We start from the raw sequence: 14,703 nt of genomic DNA on the forward strand, positions 1-14,703 counted from the left end.
ACATCATTTATAAATAGCGGGTATGGTAATATTTACAGAGGATCTGGTTTGCCGGAAAAGTCAGCTCGTTTTCTTACTGTGATTTGATGACAGAGACTTTATAATACTTATACACATTCCCAGTAGCACAATGCCAAATAAAGCAAGTGCTACATAAAAGGCCACCTTCGGTGCTGCTGTCAGGAAGGAAATGGAAAGTACCTTAAATAACAGATGAGTCGCAGCAGCGTATCCTCCGATACAAAAAACAAGTGCCCAGTAAGTGGGGGTGTAGGTAAGCTTTTCCTTTTTTATTCCGTACTTCCATATTTCGAGCAGAATGATAAAAGGAATCCACCAGCTGGCCGTGGCCCAGGCTAAAAGGCTAATCCATTCAATCACTGGTTCAATACCAGTAAAACCGCTACTGCTGTTAATGTTCTGAAGGAGAACAGCTCCTGCAAGAGTGGTGATTCCTACAGCTCCCTCATTTATCCAGTAGGGTGGTGTTATTTCTTTTGGCTTGGCTGGGAAAAAGGTAAGGCGGTAAAAAATCAGCGTAATCAGGATGAGGTAGAGAAAAATCCCCAGGGTGTAAAGGCAGAGAGTAAGAAAAATTACCTGCTCCTTTGGGATGGATAAGTGTTTAGCCAGCAGAGTGCCATGTATAGCCAAAGCCTGTGTAGATACGACTATTAAAAGCCACACCCCACTCATTCCTTTTTCCAGCGAAGGTTTTTCAGATTGAGTAGTGACCGACATTAAGAAGGAATACATCAGTAAAATCCATATGCCGAGACTACACCAAAACAGGATGCTTCCGGTCGTGTAAGCTTGTTGGAGCTTTACGTATTGTATTCCAAGGATGGAGGTAGCTGCTATGAAGGATAAAAAGCCGGCTCCTTTTTTAAAAGATTTTAAATCTTTTAAAAAAGGATGGGTAAAAAACAGCAGGCGGGCAAGAAGCATAAGCAGGAGGATACCATAAACAACATTATTCACCCAGAACAAAGAATCGCTTAAAGTGGGAAGTTTTAGAAAGTCTGCCCCTATAGATAAAATGCCTACTGACATCGGTAAAGTAAAGTAGGCAGGAGAAAGCATCTGTACTTCCTTTTTTAAAGCCTGAAAAAAATCCATTTATGTTTCTATTATTTATGTTGGTGAATATAGCTAAATGCCTCACATAAATTCCTGTCAACTTTTAGCACAGGAAAAAGTAGTCCTGTAGCAACGGCAGCTGTTTAACAGGTAAGTTCTAAAAAGAAGCTCCCTTGTTTGCTAACCGGCAGTTAAACTCCTTGTTTTATCCCGGACAAGGTGGTTAGACAGGGGGCGATGTTAGAAAGAGATTAATCCTGTGGCTCTCATTCCGTAACAGAATGACTGAAGTGAAGGATACGTCCTCACTATCAGTGAGATAAAAAAACATTTTCCCATCATTTGCCTTTGAAACTATGACAAATGTTAATTACCTTCCATCGCATGAGAGAAGTAAGCTTATTAATGTTTTTCCTGTCAGTAACCCTGGCCGTCTCCGCACAGGAATTAAAGAAGTTTGAACATAGCCATTATGTGGCTACGAAAGGAGAAGTGGTGGAATATGATACCGCCATGGTGATGAACATCGAAGAAGTAAGGAGGCAGTTTGAAATAGAGCAACGTAAAGACAGGTTAATTGATAGTCTTCAAAACCTGGTTCTGCGAAAAGAGGAAAATGTTCCTGCAGTAGCAGATGCGCCAGAACAGCAGCTTTTTGACAGGATAGAGAAAATAGAAAAAACGGTGGACAGAATAGCAGAAAAGAAACCGCACTGGACCATGAATCCGCTCTTGTGGTTAAGCGTGGGCTTGATTGCTGGGGTGTATTTAGTAGACCCGCCCAATTAGAAAAAGAAAGCCTCCTTCTATCAGAGCCTGAGGAATAGTAATATTATCTTATGTTGATAAAGGAAAGGGGCTGCCCCTGAGGAGGCTCGCCTGTATTATTGGCTATTAATCTGCTTACTGCAATGAAATACCCGTTATACCTTATTTTAATTTTTCTTCTGGGCCTGAGTGCCTGTACCGAAGAAGATATTACCACTAACTGCGTGGATGAAGTGCTGGAAGCTCAAGGCATGGTTCCATACCAGGGGCAGGATATTGGCTGCAAATTTTTCCTGAGTCTGTATGAATATGAAAGCCAGCAGTACTTCCTCCTTGGGAATGCCTGCGCGGATATGGTTGTTTATCCTACCGCTTGTAGCGGAAACCAGTTATGCAATAGTACAGCGGAATGTACCGAATTTTATGAGAATGCCCGTTACATAGGAATTGTAGGCATAGAGGAGTAGGATCCAGTGCTTTTACCTAAGCCGGGAAGAGGAAAAACAATAAGGGTAAGAGAAAAAGAAAAGCTGCATGAGCATTATTTGCGGTGACTTAAACAATTCTTCTGCCGGAGGAGTATATAATTTGCGCAATAGAAAGTTAGTCAATATTGATATAAATTTTTGGAATAAACCTTCATGACAGGAGAAGGAGAGAGGTAAGGGGGGAGCAGAACCTGCGCTGTTGGTGAAAAACAACAAACCTCTTACATATGAAAAAATTAGTTACTCTCCTCCTTCTTCTCCTTCCTTTTATTTCCTTTGCCCAAAAGCTTAATATAAAGAGAGGAGTAGAAGTCGATACCCTCTACTATAGCCTTCATTTATCGGATGGACTGACGGGGCCTGAAAAGCAGCAGTTTGAGGCCGTCTTTGAAAGAGTTAAAACAAAATTTAATCAGTCTCGCCGTGATTTTATTTTGGTAAGAGTGGAGGAGGAAAGGCCTTTGAACCATATTACCATTACCATTGATTCCATCTCCTATGCCACAAAAAGAGTGCAGAAGTGGGCAGTGGCAGGTAGTGCGGTAGGACTCATTTTAGTGCCTGCCGCTTTTATTAGTGCAGGATCTCCCCTTGTTTTATTTTTCTGGCTACAGCCAAAGAATAACAACTTTATGCGTTTTCAGGTAAGTGAAAACCTTTGGAAGAAGGTGGAGAATGGTGGAATAAAAGACTTTAGCCTGAAAACCAATGCCGGATGGTTCCGGTCGAGAGAAAAAATGATTCCTGCAAATTTTAAAGCCTTTGAAAAGAGAATAGCCAGGGTTTTTAAAAAATTAGACAGGCGGCTTAAATAAATCCTTTTTAGGGATCGGGAAAAGCATAAAAAGCAGGGAATTATCCCTGCTTTTTATGCTTTTGCTTTTTAACCTTCCTGCCCTTCTGTTTTTCACTTTCTTTTTCGTCTAGCTGAAAAGTGCCGGTCCTGACGATAAAATTCGGGCGCTTCTGGTCAAACTCATCTACCTGTACCCATCGCCCGTCGAGCCGCTGAACCAGGAAGGCACCCGGGGGAATTTCCCGCCTGGCCCCACTGCATTTAAATGGGGGTGGCTGATGCCCGGGTGGACGGCCCGGGTACCAGATGCGGCAGCTGCCCGGTGGGGGCATATGGCCCGGAGGAATGCCTAAAGTATGCAGGGAGAGGCTTCCCTTTTTTTCTCCCTTTCCCGGGCCTGGCACAGGGGCAGGTGCCCGGGAGATAACTCGTGGCGCACAGCTTTCGAGCAGGGCTACTGCCAGAAGCGCTAATATTATTTTCTTCATAACCAAATATAATGGAAGGGCATGAAAAAACCTGTGCCCATAAAATACCAGGAGCAAAGAGGCATGTAAGATTAGCAACAGGAATAGTAAATCGCCAAGGCCTTTATCATGGACTTATACTTACTGCCGCGGCTATTAAAGATCATCATTCCTGAGATTATTATTCCTGCCGGAAAAATACTTCTTTACATAGCCCGGTGGTTTTTGGTGCCTTCTCTTAAGCCCTCATAGTTTGCAATGGCAAACTGGTCAATCTTTTCAGGTTCGAGGAAGTTTATTTTTATCTGTTCTTCCCTTTCCGGTCCGCCCAAAATAACATTCATCTTTTCATTCAACAGACCCTTGACAGATACTTTTGCCACCTCCTCAGGGCTATCCATTTGTCCCATTTTGGCCGTTTTCATCATGGGCGTATCGGTTGCAGAAGGATAAACTGTCATAACATGCAGAGGGTACTGGTGCAGTTCTCTTCGCATGGCATCGGAGAATTGTCCTACTGCCGCCTTTGTAGCTGCATATACGCTGTAAAAGGGCATGGCGATATATCCGTAGCCGGAGGATATATTCATGATAGCACCTCCTTTACTCTTCATTAAAAGTGGAAGTGACTTTTTGGTGAGCAGGATAAGCCCGGTGAGGTTGATATTGATTTGATTAATAATATCTTCATCGCTTAATTCCGTTAGCAGGCCGGCACTCACCACGCCGGCATTATTGATAAGGATATCCAGTTCATTCCACTCTCCCGATATTAGCTGTACAGCCTCCGTAAGCTCATCGGGCCTGGACATATTTGCCTGAATGGTAAGAAAATTTACCGATGGATATTCCTGTTTAAGCGCTTCCATTGGCTCCTTCCTTCGGCCAATTACGGCAATGTCCTGCACGCCCTGTTTGGTTAGCTCATGTATGATGGATTTTCCTATGCCGGCACTGCCGCCTGTTATAAGTACTTTTTTATTTTTCAATTCCATTTATGTAGTAATTTTTTAATTCTTTATTTTTTAATTCTTTATGATGTAACGGACTGTATTATAGATGGTTGTATGATTTTGTTTATGGCCAGGCGGCTGGCCTGCATAAACAAAGTACAGGCACTGTTAAACCCGCCAGCTGTTCCGGCGAAAAAGATTAAATCTGAGAGCGCTCCTGTTTCACCTTCTTAAGGCAGGCCCGGAGCTGCTTCGTGTCTTTGGCGGTTACTGCTTTTTTAACTCTCCGGCTACTCAGTCGTATAGAGAAACAAAGTATTTGAGCAGGAATAAAATATTTTTTTAATGGGACACAGCCATTCACATAGCCACGCACACGCTCATGGAGCGACTAAAAATATCGCTTTTGCTTTCTTCCTAAATATCGGCTTTACCATTTTCGAAATTATTGGGGGCTTTTATGTGAACAGCGTAGCTATTTTATCCGATGCACTGCACGACCTGGGCGATAGCTTATCGCTGGGGGTATCCTGGTACCTGCAAAAGAAGTCGGAAAAAGGAGCCAATGAGAAGTTTACCTTCGGTTACAAGCGGTTTTCCCTGCTGGGGGCCCTTATCAATAGCCTGGTGCTCATTCTGGGCTCCGTCTTCGTAGTGTATCAGGCTATTCAGCGGATAATGGAGCCGGAACCTACCGATGCAAAAGGAATGCTCCTGTTCGCGATTGTGGGGGTGGCGGTAAACGGTTTTGCAGCCCTTCGCTTAAGGAAGGGCGAATCGATGAATGAGAAGGTGCTGTCATGGCACCTGATGGAAGATGTACTGGGTTGGGTGGCTATTCTGGTGACCAGTATTGTAATAATGATCTGGGATATCCATATCCTTGATCCAATCCTTTCGCTTTGCATTGCGGTCTTTATTTTGTGGAACGTCATCAAGCGACTGCGGGAAACGATGTATGTCTTTCTGCAGGGGGCGCCAAAAGAGGTCGACCTGGGAGAGCTTAAAACCAGCATTCAGCAGATAGAGCATGTAGTGTCGGTTCACCACACTCATTTATGGATGTTGAATGAAGAGAATAAAGTTTTTACCATCCATGTTACAGTCGATCAGCTATCCGGTATTCCAGAAATTATCAGGATAAAGAACAAAATAAAGGAGTTGCTGAAAGGAAAGCAGGTTTCGCATGCCACCATCGATATAGAGTTTGAGGATGAGACCTGCTATATGGAAAACAGGGAGCATTAACAGCCCCGGTTACTGCTTAGGCAGTTGAATATAAACGGTGGTTCCTTCATTTTCTTTGCTCTCCAGCCATACGGTTCCTCCATGCCATTCCACAATGGTTTTAATAATGGACATTCCCATGCCTGTCGAAGGTTCTCCCTTCAGCCCGGGTCTGCGAGCTTTAGTGAATTTTTCAAAGATGGTGTCATGGAATTTTTCGGGTATGCCTATTCCATTGTCTGCCACAGTAAAAAGTACATGTTCCGGCTGTTCTTCTATGCTTACCGAAATAATGCCTCCGTCGGGAGTAAACTTAATAGAATTGGAAATAAGATTATTGATAGCCTGCCCGAACTTATAATCATCAACCTCGATATAAATTTCTTCTTCGGAGGTGGTATACTCGAACGTTTTGGCTACTTCTTCTTCCGAATTCCTGTACTGGTCAATAATCTCATGTATCCTCTCCACAATATTTACCCTCTTTTTAACAAAGGCGGAATTGGCGGAGGCAAGAAATTCCTGTTTTACAAATTCGCGAATCATCCGGATACTGCGGGAACTGGTTTGGCTGATGATGTCCAAAAACTTCTCGAGCTCAGGGTTCTGGTATTGTTTAATCTCATCGGCCAGAAGCGCGGAGGCGGTTTTAATATTGTTTAAAGGACCGGCTAAATCATGGGAGAGAATTTCGAGGATGGAATTTTTCCTGGAAGCAAATTTTTCCAGCACCGCATAGTTTTCTTTAGCAGCTGTTATATCTTCTGCCATTCCAATAATGGCTTGTTCACCTGCGGGTCCTTTTATGAGCAAGGGGTCCGAAACTAAAACCCAGCGGGGGTTTTCTTCTTCCGGCAGAATTCTGAATTCGATTTCCTCTTTTTTTATTCCCTTCAATAGTTGCTGATAACTCCTGCTAACATATTCCCGATCCTCAGGGTGAACAGTCTCCAGCAGAGAAGCCGGATTGTCTTTAATGCTATCGACCGACTGCTTCCACAGCTGTTCAAAGCGGGTATTGAGAAAAGAAAAAGTATTCGACGTTATCTGGTAAGCAAAAAATATCTTTGAGCTATTTTCAGACAGCTCTTTAAAATAATGGAAAGCACCTGAGGGATCTTTTTTCTGCATAGTTTATTATTATTCAGTCTGCTGGCTGCCTTTCCTTAACAAAGAGTAGATTAAAAAGTTAAGGAGGATATTCAGGAAGTGGTCTGTACTTTATTTTATCCGATTATATCTTCCAAAAGAGCGATTTTTAGCCTGATAGATGGTGGCGCATAGCTTCGTTTTTTAATCTTCAGCTACTTTATGGTATGGCAAGTGAGCATGACGCAAAACCTATAAAAGATACCCTGCAGGAATATGGCAAAGGAGTGGCGGGCGGACTGCTGTTCAGCTTTCCCCTGCTTTATACCATGGAGGTGTGGTGGCGGGGTTTCACCGCCTCTCCCTTTGCACTGCTGCTGCTTGTGCTGGTTACTTTTTTTCTGCTGATAGCCTATAACCGGTATGCGGGTTTAAGGGCAGATGCCTCCTGGCATGAGATTATTATTGATTCTGTGGAAGAGATGGGAATAGGGTTTACCCTTTCCTTTGCTGTGCTGGCTATGCTCAACCGGATTCAGCTTACCGAAATGTCGGTAGAGGAGGTGCTGGGGAAAGTGGTGATTGAGGCCATGGCCGTTTCCATTGGGGTATCTATAGGCACGGCACAAATGGGTATTGAAGAACGTTCCGGCAAACATGAAGATGAAGAAGTAAATGAAAAACGTTCGGCAAAAGCGCATGTGGCTGTATTAGCCCTGTGCGGAAGCCTGATTGTAGGCGGAAACGTGGCGCCCACCGAGGAGATTACGACCATAGCCGTAGAGGCAAGCCCTGCAGACATTTTGGTTATTGCACTGGTTTCTATCTTTATCAGTGCCATGGTAGCCTATTTTATTAACTCCAGGCGTGAAGAAAGAGCGAAACGCTCTGACTTTGTTTTTCACCTGGTGTTTGATACCTGTATGAGTTATTCAATTGCCCTTGTTGTTTCGGCTTTTGTATTGTGGTTTTTCGGACATTTTGGAGGAGTGGGTACCTGGCTGATTTTTGCCAAGGTCATTGCTCTCGGGCTCCTTTCTTCCTTAGGAGCTTCGGCCGGGAGACTGCTCATTAAGTAAAAGATATATTGAATTGAAAAAGCTTCTATGAGTTCAGAAAACCAACAGAAGGAGCCATCCAGAAAAGATAAAAAAAACTGGCTGGAGTGGACTGTTTTTGGGATTAGTGTGTTGATGGTAGTGGGCGTAATAGGTTACCTTGCCTATATGACCTATCACCACCAGGAGTCTCCGCCTGATATTAAGGTGCAATACCGGCCCGATCCGACTGAAAACTCGCCTAACCGTTATTATGTGGCAGTGCAGAATGCAGGAGGGCTCACAGCCGAAGGAGTAATGATTGAGCTGATGCTGCTGGACAATGGCAGAACGCTGGAAAGCTCCCAGGTGCAGCTTCCTTTTTTGCCAAAATCGGCTACACATGAGAGTTGGGTAAATTTTAGGACAGATCCTGCACTGGCCGATTCTGTTGTTTACAAAGTAATGAGCTATAAAAAACCCTGACTGCGTTATGCACCAGGGCTTTAACCTTATCATCTGCTTTGAGAATGGCATTTACTAAGCTTTCAGGCAGTCTTTACACATCCTGATTTTTTCCACCGGCTGCTTAAAGGTAAATGGAATCAAATATTTTGTATTCGCCCCTGCTAATGGTGCCGCTTTCATCAATATCCCAGCTTTCAAACACATATTCGGCCAGCTCATGTTCACTGATGAGACCATTGTTATCAACATCTACCTCATAAAAGTAGTCCGAATCATAAAAGGTGTCAAAATATTCTTCAAAGGCCAGCATGCCATCCCCATCCCCATCGTACAGATTGATGTCTTCGTAAACGATGTAATCGTCGTAAAGGTAGGAGTAGCCATATCCCCACTCGTCTTCCTCCAGTCGCTTACTGCTGTCGACGTCGAGGCGGGCAAAGGTGCTGCCATAGAATTCATCTCTGTTCAGCCCTAAGTCTCCCTTATCCAGATTCCATTCAGGGAAATAGCGGTTAATGAATTCCCCTTTAAACTCAAACTCTTCGAGCAGGTTATCTTCATCCTCATCCCACTCCAGAAAGGCGGCTTCCTGTGCAAAGGAGGTGGCGGAAAAAAGAAGGGCTGCAGTCAGAAAATTTAAAAATTTCATATGTTCAGGGTTTTATTTAAAAAGTTCTACTATTTCTAGTACGGGCACCGAAAAAAAGTAGTTACATCGGCTGCAGGCTATGCTCCGCTTCTATTACTGTTCTGTTAAGAAGTATCGGGACATTTTGGGGGAGGGATGGACTAAAGTTGCGCTTTTTGGCTAGTTTTGCCATTATTTAGTGTCTGGAGCAGGTAAGGGCCGTGATAAAAGGAATTACTTTTCATTTAAGAAGGGTGCGGCACTCTCCGAAAGAGAGGGAGTTAGTTCCTGAAACTCCTTACTGTGGCCGGTAAATAGATGGTTTAATGCTACACGAAAAGATAAAAAGATGCAAAACGACCCGGAGCTAAACGGAAAATATTTAGGTACCATTACAGCCGATTTTGCCGTGGTGGCCGATACCTTAAAGGAAGCTTCTTACCAGATCCGGAAGAGGGGCTTCTCCGATTATCCTATTTTCCCCATCTCGAAAACACCTATCCCCGTGGGGCAGCTCCTGATAGGGCAGCGCGAACTGGCAACGAAATGGAATTACCATGCTTCCTACCTCGATGAATTTGTTCAGCGAAAGCTGGTGGATGAGGATAAGGTGGAGGATTTTATGAAAACCTACAAAAATCCCGACGAGTTTTGCTGTCTATTTGTGGTAGATGTGGAATTTACAAAATTCCTGTACGTACCCTATCCTGAGGACTAAGACTGTCGAGCTACCTGCCTGCTATTTATGGAGCAAAGCTGTTCTCTTTTTTATGCGCTAAGCAAAAATCCGCTCACCTGCTATACCAGGAGAGGTTAAATTATTTGTTCATCCTCATTTTTTCTGTAACAGAAGCTGTGCAGGGAGGTTAAATAGTAAACAGGGTAAGTGGCAGATAAAATCTGCCCGTACCTGGCATAGCTGTTAATTCAGCCTCCGGCAATGCATTATTTGGTTTCCGTCCACTCAAAGGAAGCAGGCTTTTTTGCAGGAGGAATAACAATTTAAATAATTTTAAACCAATGATTAGTAAGGATGGCATCAGCACTTTTTAATCCTACCCGCAGCGAAAACAACCATGCCGAGAAAACAACCATGCCGAACTTTATATAGATGGACCTGACTGCCTGCAAATGCTGCTTCGGGAAATTAAAAAGGCAAAGCATTTCATCCATTTTCAGGTAATGCTGCTCTACAGCGATGATGCAGGTTTTAAAGTAGCAAATGCCCTTGCGGAAAAGGCAAAAGAAGGCGTGGAGGTAAGGGTAATGAGCGATTCGGATATGAGCAGCATCGTGGAAGGGCTGGAGAAAATACGCTCCTTCGGTACTTCTGACTTCGATAAGCTAAAGGCCCTGCTCTCGGAGGCCGGCGTAAAGTTTGTTCCTTCCAGTAAGGAGTCTTATTACTGGTTCCGCTGGGATAATATTCGGGCCGAATTAAAGGAAAAGGGCGTGCCGGATGAATTTCTTGAACTTCAGGATAAAGTGCAGAAGGGAGTAGTGCTGAACTCAAATGTACTCGACCACCGGAAAATAATAATTTTTGATGGGGAAGCGGCCATCGTTTCCAGCATGAATGTAGGGAATAAATATATGTATGAGGAGGTGCCGGGAATAGAAGAGCATACAACAGGTAAACACTGGCACGATGGGGCGGTGCTTATAAAGGGCCCCTGTGCCAGCCTGCTCAACAAACATTTTGCCTCTAAATGGATGGTAAGGGGAGGTGATGTTTTTGACTACACCCGGCATTACAGAACAAAGGAGAGCTATGGCAGCGATGCCTGTACGGTGTACAGCTCATTTCCCGACGGGAAGGAAAACCACATCCGGAATTATTATCTGCAGAAAATAAAGGCGTGCAAAGGGCGGTTCATCATCGAAAACCCTTACATCAACGATGAGCTTTTCTGGAAAGAACTTTCAGCGCTCGATCCGGAGCAGGCTCAAAAGATTGTTATCATTAATCCTTACAAAGCAAAAGGAAATGATTACCTGCAGAACGAAAGCTCCATTAAGTGCAACATGCGAAAGCCATTTGAGCGGGGTGTATCCTTCTTTGCCTATAAAAAAAGAATGTCGCACTGGAAAATTGCCCTTGATGAGGCGGAGCAGGCCGTCTTTTACGGTTCTTACAACCTTAATCACCGCAGTGCCATGCACGACTTTGAGCTGAATGTGCTAATAGAAAGTGAGCAGTTCTGTAAGCAGGTAAAACGGCTGCTGGAACAGGACATGGCTGATTCGACCCAAATTACTGATGCGGAGGAGTTCTATGAAAATCCGGTCATTCACCCTTCCTGCATGTTGCTGAAAGCAACAGAATACTATGAATAATAAGAGGAGGAGGCTAAGCAGGCTCTCTACTGGCCAGGCAGCAGGCTGCTTAAATCTAAAACTTCTGCTTCCAGTTTCCCCTGAACTTCCACCTTCAGTGATACCTGCCCGGGCAGGAGGGTTACATCCTGTACAGCCACAAGTTCGACATTGCCTTTTATTTGGAGACCTTTCAGCGCCAGCCCTTCGACAAGCAGGCCATTTACCCTGTTCTTCTGTTTTAAAAGAATTTCACCTACATTAATACGGGCTTTCTTCAAAATCTGGCTATAGGCTACCTTATTGGCTAACAACTCGAGCGATGTATTGTAAAAACTGCTGGGGGTTCTGGAGTCCAGCCGGAATTTACTTACGAACAACTGCTGTCTGGTATTGTCATAATCCAGCCTGGCCTGTACGAGTAAATCTACCTGCTCCCTTTTAAGGACGGTGCGGAGAATTTTTATCCTGGCCCTGAGGGTGATATTGTAGGTGCCGATATCCGGGCCGCTAAGCCCCACCTCCAGGATTTGTGCGTAAGGGGGTTCGTTAGCTCCTTCTTCCGGTTTGGGTATATATTCTCCGGTTAACTGCTTCCTGACGGCGCCTTCAAGGGCCAGGTAGGAGATGGAGAGGGGTAACTGAATTCTTATTGCATTTTCCATAATGAAGCAGACATGTGTTCGCTATGAGTAAAGGAAACGGCTCTTCCTGTAGGCGTTACAGGAATTAAGTCTAAAAGTAGAGAAAAAGCGGCAAAAGAGTTTAACTGCAGTAGAAAATGGTTATTCGCATTCATCAAAAGTGTTAAGCTTTATCAGCAGCAAGCAATAAAAAAGCCTCCAAATAAATTCAGAGGCTTTTTAAAATGAAGTGATCCCGCTGGGATTCGAACCCAGGACCCATACATTAAAAGTGTATTGCTCTACCAGCTGAGCTACGGAATCGGAAGTATGGAATAAGCTGGCGATAAAAATAGCTTCAACGTTTTGCATTGAAGCTCGTTTATCAAGTGATCCCGCTGGGATTCGAACCCAGGACCCATACATTAAAAGTGTATTGCTCTACCAGCTGAGCTACGGAATCATTTGCTTTAGGACTTGCTGTTTAGTAGCTGTTTTCCTTAATTGCGTTGCAAAGGTAAACTCTAATCATGAAAAACCAAAACATCGTTTATAAATTTCTGGTACTTTATTTAATTCTCACTTTAATTACCTTTTTTAATCCTGTAGCGGCACAAACTACCATTTCGTTGCAGCAGGCCGACTCCCTCTTTGCTGAACAAAAGTTTACGGAGGCCTACAAATTGTACGAGCAGATACTCGCCGAAGGAAAGGCATCGCCCGCCATGCTGTTAAGAATGGCTTATGTCGATGAAAGCCTTCAGCGGGTACCGCAGGCCCTCTATCACCTGAACTTGTACTACCAGCAAACCGCTGACCGGGAGGTATTGAATAAAATTGAGGAACTGGCGGCATCGGAAAAACTGCGAGGCTATGAATATTCCGATGAAGAATACCTTCGCAACCTGCTCTATCAGAACAGGCAGTCTATTGCGCTTGGCCTGATGGTTATATCCGGACTGGTTTTTCTGGCTCTGGTATATGTAAAATTCCGCCTGAGGCAGAGGCCAATGGGTCTGGGCTTTTTATTGCTTGTGGCCCTGGGAGGGCTTGCCTATTTTGTAAGTATTCCTTTAACGAAGAAGCAGGCCATTGTAATGGAAGACTTCGTTCCGCTTATGAGTGGCCCATCGGCCGGATCGAGCCTGGTGCAAATGATTGGAAGAGGACACCGGCTGGAAGTGCTGAACAAGCAGGATGTCTGGTATAAAGTGCAGTGGGGCGAACAAGTACTTTTTGTGAAGGAAACAGCGGTGGAAAGGATTTAGGTTTATTCCTTTCGCTATCTTCCTATTAACACCCATAATACTCCTTTTATTAGCTATTCCTTATCATAGGGAAAGGTCTCCATCAAAAAGTATAAAGCTTCGTAAAACTTTTGTGTTGTACTTTTTCTTGTAAAGAGAGGGTATGGATGGCTGCTTTGGCCTCATATGCCCGGAGAACTTTATTTTTTTAAGATGGAACAATTACGAGAACAAACAGCTGCCACCACGGCAGTCGAAGCCCTATATGAACGATTCAGGAGAATAAGAAAGCAGACGGAAGAGATTTGTGCCCCTTTGCAGGCCGAAGACTATGTAGTGCAGCCTGTAGTGGAGGTAAGCCCGCCGAAATGGCACCTGGGGCATACCAGCTGGTTTTTCGAAGAGTTTGTGTTAAAGCCCCGGAAGGAAGGCTACCGCCTTTTTCATCCAGATTATGCGTTTCTTTTTAACAGCTATTACGAAAGTGTAGGTCGGCGTGTCATGCGTACCAACCGCGGAAACCTTACGCGCCCCTCTGTAGCTGAAGTGTATGCCTACAGAAAGTATGTTAATGAACAAATGGAGGAATATCTCCTGCAGGCAGAACTTCCTGATGATATCCGCTTTGTGATTGAGATGGGCCTGCAGCATGAACAGCAGCACCAGGAATTGCTCATCTACGATATAAAATTCATCCTGGGAGGAAATCCCCTTTTTCCTGTCTATAAGGAACTAGCAATGGAAAGGCCGGCTAATGTGCCGAAGGCAGCCAACTGGCTGGAGGTCGAAGAGGGGCTCTACACCATAGGCTGCAATCAGCCCGATACTTTTCATTTCGATAATGAAAGGGGTGCTCATAAAGAGTACCTGGAAGCCTTTCGTCTGATGGATCGACTGGTCACTAACGGGGAGTATATCGAATTTATGGAAGACGGGGGGTATAAAGATTTTCGCCACTGGCTACAGGAAGGTTGGGAATGGGTGAAGCAGGAGAAAATTCAGGCTCCTTTCCACTGGCACCAGGTAGAAGGCGAATGGTATCGCTACAGTTTGCATGGACTGGAAAAGTTAAACCTGCAGGCGCCTATGAGTCATATAAGCTTTTATGAGGCCGATGCTTATGCCCGCTGGAAGGGCATGCGACTACCCACAGAAGCTGAGTGGGAGGTGGCCTGCCGGCAGTACAGTCCCCATATACCCGGTTCAGCTAATTTACAGCAAAGTGGTGTTTTCGAGCCTCAGCCTCCGCAGTCCGGTAATTACCAGTTTTATGGCGATTTGTGGGAGTGGACAGCCAGTGCCTATCGCCCTTATCCGTACTATGAAGCGCCGGAGGGAGCTTTGGGCGAGTATAATGGCAAATTTATGATAAACCAGATGGTACTCCGGGGAGGCTCCTGTGCTACACCTGAAGACCACATCCGGCCAAGCTACCGTAATTTTTTCCACCCGCAGCTTCGCTGGTTTTTTAGTGGCCTCCGGTTGGCTCAGTATGTTTAAAAATTTAATTCCCCTA

16 protein-coding genes and 2 tRNA genes are annotated in these 14,703 nt (G+C 44.5%); 10 read left to right on the forward strand and 8 right to left on the reverse strand.

Features of this window, described 5'->3' with window-relative positions; all coding sequences use genetic code 11:
- Positions 1-60: 60 nt before the first annotated feature.
- Positions 61-1,119, reverse strand: a complete 1,059-nt coding sequence (locus F752_RS0108695; protein WP_017731341.1) for a tellurite resistance/C4-dicarboxylate transporter family protein — start codon at positions 1,117-1,119, stop codon at positions 61-63.
- 345 nt (positions 1,120-1,464) lie between these two features.
- Between F752_RS0108695 and F752_RS0108700 the strand changes: the two genes are divergently transcribed.
- From F752_RS0108700 to F752_RS0108710, 3 genes are all read left to right on the forward strand, one after another.
- Positions 1,465-1,869 (forward strand): hypothetical protein, encoded by a 405-nt coding sequence (locus F752_RS0108700; protein ID WP_160164098.1) that lies wholly within the window; start codon positions 1,465-1,467, stop codon positions 1,867-1,869.
- A gap of 122 nt (positions 1,870-1,991) precedes the next feature.
- Positions 1,992-2,315: a hypothetical protein gene (locus tag F752_RS0108705; protein ID WP_152425077.1), complete on the forward strand. Its 324-nt coding sequence runs from the start codon at positions 1,992-1,994 to the stop codon at positions 2,313-2,315.
- Between the two features lie 248 nt (positions 2,316-2,563).
- A complete protein-coding gene (locus F752_RS0108710; protein ID WP_017731344.1) occupies positions 2,564-3,151 on the forward strand; it encodes a hypothetical protein in 588 nt (195 codons plus the stop codon).
- Positions 3,152-3,191: 40 nt separating this feature from the next.
- Here the strand turns inward: F752_RS0108710 and F752_RS0108715 are convergent, their stop codons facing one another.
- Together F752_RS0108715 and F752_RS0108720 are read right to left on the reverse strand one after the other, a co-directional pair.
- A complete protein-coding gene (locus tag F752_RS0108715) occupies positions 3,192-3,620 on the reverse strand; it encodes a hypothetical protein (protein WP_152425078.1) in 429 nt (142 codons plus the stop codon).
- Between the two features lie 185 nt (positions 3,621-3,805).
- Positions 3,806-4,594 (reverse strand): SDR family NAD(P)-dependent oxidoreductase, encoded by a 789-nt coding sequence (locus tag F752_RS0108720; RefSeq protein ID WP_017731346.1) that lies wholly within the window; start codon positions 4,592-4,594, stop codon positions 3,806-3,808.
- 303 nt (positions 4,595-4,897) lie between these two features.
- On the opposite strand from F752_RS0108720, the gene F752_RS0108725 reads away from it, so the two are divergent.
- Positions 4,898-5,800 (forward strand): cation diffusion facilitator family transporter, encoded by a 903-nt coding sequence (locus F752_RS0108725; protein ID WP_017731347.1) that lies wholly within the window; start codon positions 4,898-4,900, stop codon positions 5,798-5,800.
- Positions 5,801-5,809: 9 nt separating this feature from the next.
- On the opposite strand, the gene F752_RS0108730 is transcribed toward F752_RS0108725, so the two are convergent.
- The gene (locus F752_RS0108730; protein WP_017731348.1) at positions 5,810-6,910 is read right to left on the reverse strand and encodes a PAS domain-containing sensor histidine kinase; all 1,101 of its coding nucleotides are present in this window, start codon (positions 6,908-6,910) and stop codon (positions 5,810-5,812) included.
- Between the two features lie 185 nt (positions 6,911-7,095).
- On the opposite strand from F752_RS0108730, the gene F752_RS0108735 reads away from it, so the two are divergent.
- Together F752_RS0108735 and F752_RS0108740 are read left to right on the forward strand one after the other, a co-directional pair.
- On the forward strand, positions 7,096-7,947 hold the full coding sequence (locus F752_RS0108735) for a TIGR02587 family membrane protein (protein WP_017731349.1): 852 nt from the start codon (positions 7,096-7,098) through the stop codon (positions 7,945-7,947).
- Positions 7,948-7,974: 27 nt separating this feature from the next.
- Positions 7,975-8,391 carry a hypothetical protein gene (locus F752_RS0108740; protein ID WP_017731350.1) on the forward strand — a complete coding sequence of 139 codons (417 nt, stop codon included), beginning with the start codon at positions 7,975-7,977 and terminating at the stop codon, positions 8,389-8,391.
- A gap of 103 nt (positions 8,392-8,494) precedes the next feature.
- Here F752_RS0108740 and F752_RS0108745 read toward each other — a convergent pair whose 3' ends face one another.
- The gene (locus F752_RS0108745) at positions 8,495-9,022 is read right to left on the reverse strand and encodes an EF-hand domain-containing protein (protein WP_017731351.1); all 528 of its coding nucleotides are present in this window, start codon (positions 9,020-9,022) and stop codon (positions 8,495-8,497) included.
- A gap of 328 nt (positions 9,023-9,350) precedes the next feature.
- Here F752_RS0108745 and F752_RS0108750 point away from each other — a divergent pair, with 328 nt between their 5' ends.
- Positions 9,351-9,719 carry a hypothetical protein gene (locus F752_RS0108750; RefSeq protein ID WP_017731352.1) on the forward strand — a complete coding sequence of 123 codons (369 nt, stop codon included), beginning with the start codon at positions 9,351-9,353 and terminating at the stop codon, positions 9,717-9,719.
- 413 nt (positions 9,720-10,132) lie between these two features.
- Entirely contained in the window at positions 10,133-11,338 is a 1,206-nt protein-coding gene (locus F752_RS0108755) for a phospholipase D-like domain-containing protein (RefSeq protein WP_017731353.1), read from the forward strand.
- A gap of 26 nt (positions 11,339-11,364) precedes the next feature.
- Here F752_RS0108755 and F752_RS0108760 read toward each other — a convergent pair whose 3' ends face one another.
- From F752_RS0108760 to F752_RS0108770, 3 genes are all read right to left on the reverse strand, one after another.
- Complete coding sequence (locus F752_RS0108760) at positions 11,365-11,982, reverse strand: DUF4403 family protein (RefSeq protein WP_017731354.1); 618 nt, start codon at positions 11,980-11,982, stop codon at positions 11,365-11,367.
- 209 nt (positions 11,983-12,191) lie between these two features.
- A tRNA-Lys gene (locus tag F752_RS0108765) sits at positions 12,192-12,264 on the reverse strand.
- 66 nt (positions 12,265-12,330) lie between these two features.
- Positions 12,331-12,403: transfer RNA gene (locus F752_RS0108770), tRNA-Lys, on the reverse strand.
- Positions 12,404-12,470: 67 nt separating this feature from the next.
- Here F752_RS0108770 and F752_RS0108775 point away from each other — a divergent pair.
- Complete coding sequence (locus F752_RS0108775; protein ID WP_017731355.1) at positions 12,471-13,208, forward strand: SH3 domain-containing protein; 738 nt, start codon at positions 12,471-12,473, stop codon at positions 13,206-13,208.
- A gap of 192 nt (positions 13,209-13,400) precedes the next feature.
- Positions 13,401-14,687 (forward strand): ergothioneine biosynthesis protein EgtB, encoded by a 1,287-nt coding sequence (egtB, locus tag F752_RS0108780; RefSeq protein ID WP_026135614.1) that lies wholly within the window; start codon positions 13,401-13,403, stop codon positions 14,685-14,687.
- The last annotated feature ends 16 nt before the right edge of the window (positions 14,688-14,703 follow it).

Source organism: Nafulsella turpanensis ZLM-10, from assembly GCF_000346615.1.
Taxonomy (GTDB): domain Bacteria; phylum Bacteroidota; class Bacteroidia; order Cytophagales; family Cyclobacteriaceae; genus Nafulsella; species Nafulsella turpanensis.

Bases quoted from the DNA above. Each gene is read 5' to 3' on its own strand.
- F752_RS0108745 (WP_017731351.1), bottom strand. From the start codon at position 9,022: ATGAAATTTTTAAATTTTCTGACTGCAGCCCTTCTTTTTTCCGCCACC.
- F752_RS0108735 (WP_017731349.1), top strand. From the start codon at position 7,096: ATGGCAAGTGAGCATGACGCAAAACCTATAAAAGATACCCTGCAGGAA.
- F752_RS0108750 (WP_017731352.1), top strand. From the start codon at position 9,351: ATGCAAAACGACCCGGAGCTAAACGGAAAATATTTAGGTACCATTACA.
- F752_RS0108720 (WP_017731346.1), bottom strand. From the start codon at position 4,594: ATGGAATTGAAAAATAAAAAAGTACTTATAACAGGCGGCAGTGCCGGC.
- F752_RS0108760 (WP_017731354.1), bottom strand. From the start codon at position 11,982: ATGGAAAATGCAATAAGAATTCAGTTACCCCTCTCCATCTCCTACCTG.
- F752_RS0108695 (WP_017731341.1), bottom strand. From the start codon at position 1,119: ATGGATTTTTTTCAGGCTTTAAAAAAGGAAGTACAGATGCTTTCTCCT.
- egtB (WP_026135614.1), top strand. From the start codon at position 13,401: ATGGAACAATTACGAGAACAAACAGCTGCCACCACGGCAGTCGAAGCC.
- F752_RS0108775 (WP_017731355.1), top strand. From the start codon at position 12,471: ATGAAAAACCAAAACATCGTTTATAAATTTCTGGTACTTTATTTAATT.
- F752_RS0108700 (WP_160164098.1), top strand. From the start codon at position 1,465: ATGAGAGAAGTAAGCTTATTAATGTTTTTCCTGTCAGTAACCCTGGCC.
- F752_RS0108725 (WP_017731347.1), top strand. From the start codon at position 4,898: ATGGGACACAGCCATTCACATAGCCACGCACACGCTCATGGAGCGACT.
- F752_RS0108715 (WP_152425078.1), bottom strand. From the start codon at position 3,620: ATGAAGAAAATAATATTAGCGCTTCTGGCAGTAGCCCTGCTCGAAAGC.
- F752_RS0108705 (WP_152425077.1), top strand. From the start codon at position 1,992: ATGAAATACCCGTTATACCTTATTTTAATTTTTCTTCTGGGCCTGAGT.
- F752_RS0108730 (WP_017731348.1), bottom strand. From the start codon at position 6,910: ATGCAGAAAAAAGATCCCTCAGGTGCTTTCCATTATTTTAAAGAGCTG.
- F752_RS0108755 (WP_017731353.1), top strand. From the start codon at position 10,133: ATGCTGCTTCGGGAAATTAAAAAGGCAAAGCATTTCATCCATTTTCAG.
- F752_RS0108710 (WP_017731344.1), top strand. From the start codon at position 2,564: ATGAAAAAATTAGTTACTCTCCTCCTTCTTCTCCTTCCTTTTATTTCC.
- F752_RS0108740 (WP_017731350.1), top strand. From the start codon at position 7,975: ATGAGTTCAGAAAACCAACAGAAGGAGCCATCCAGAAAAGATAAAAAA.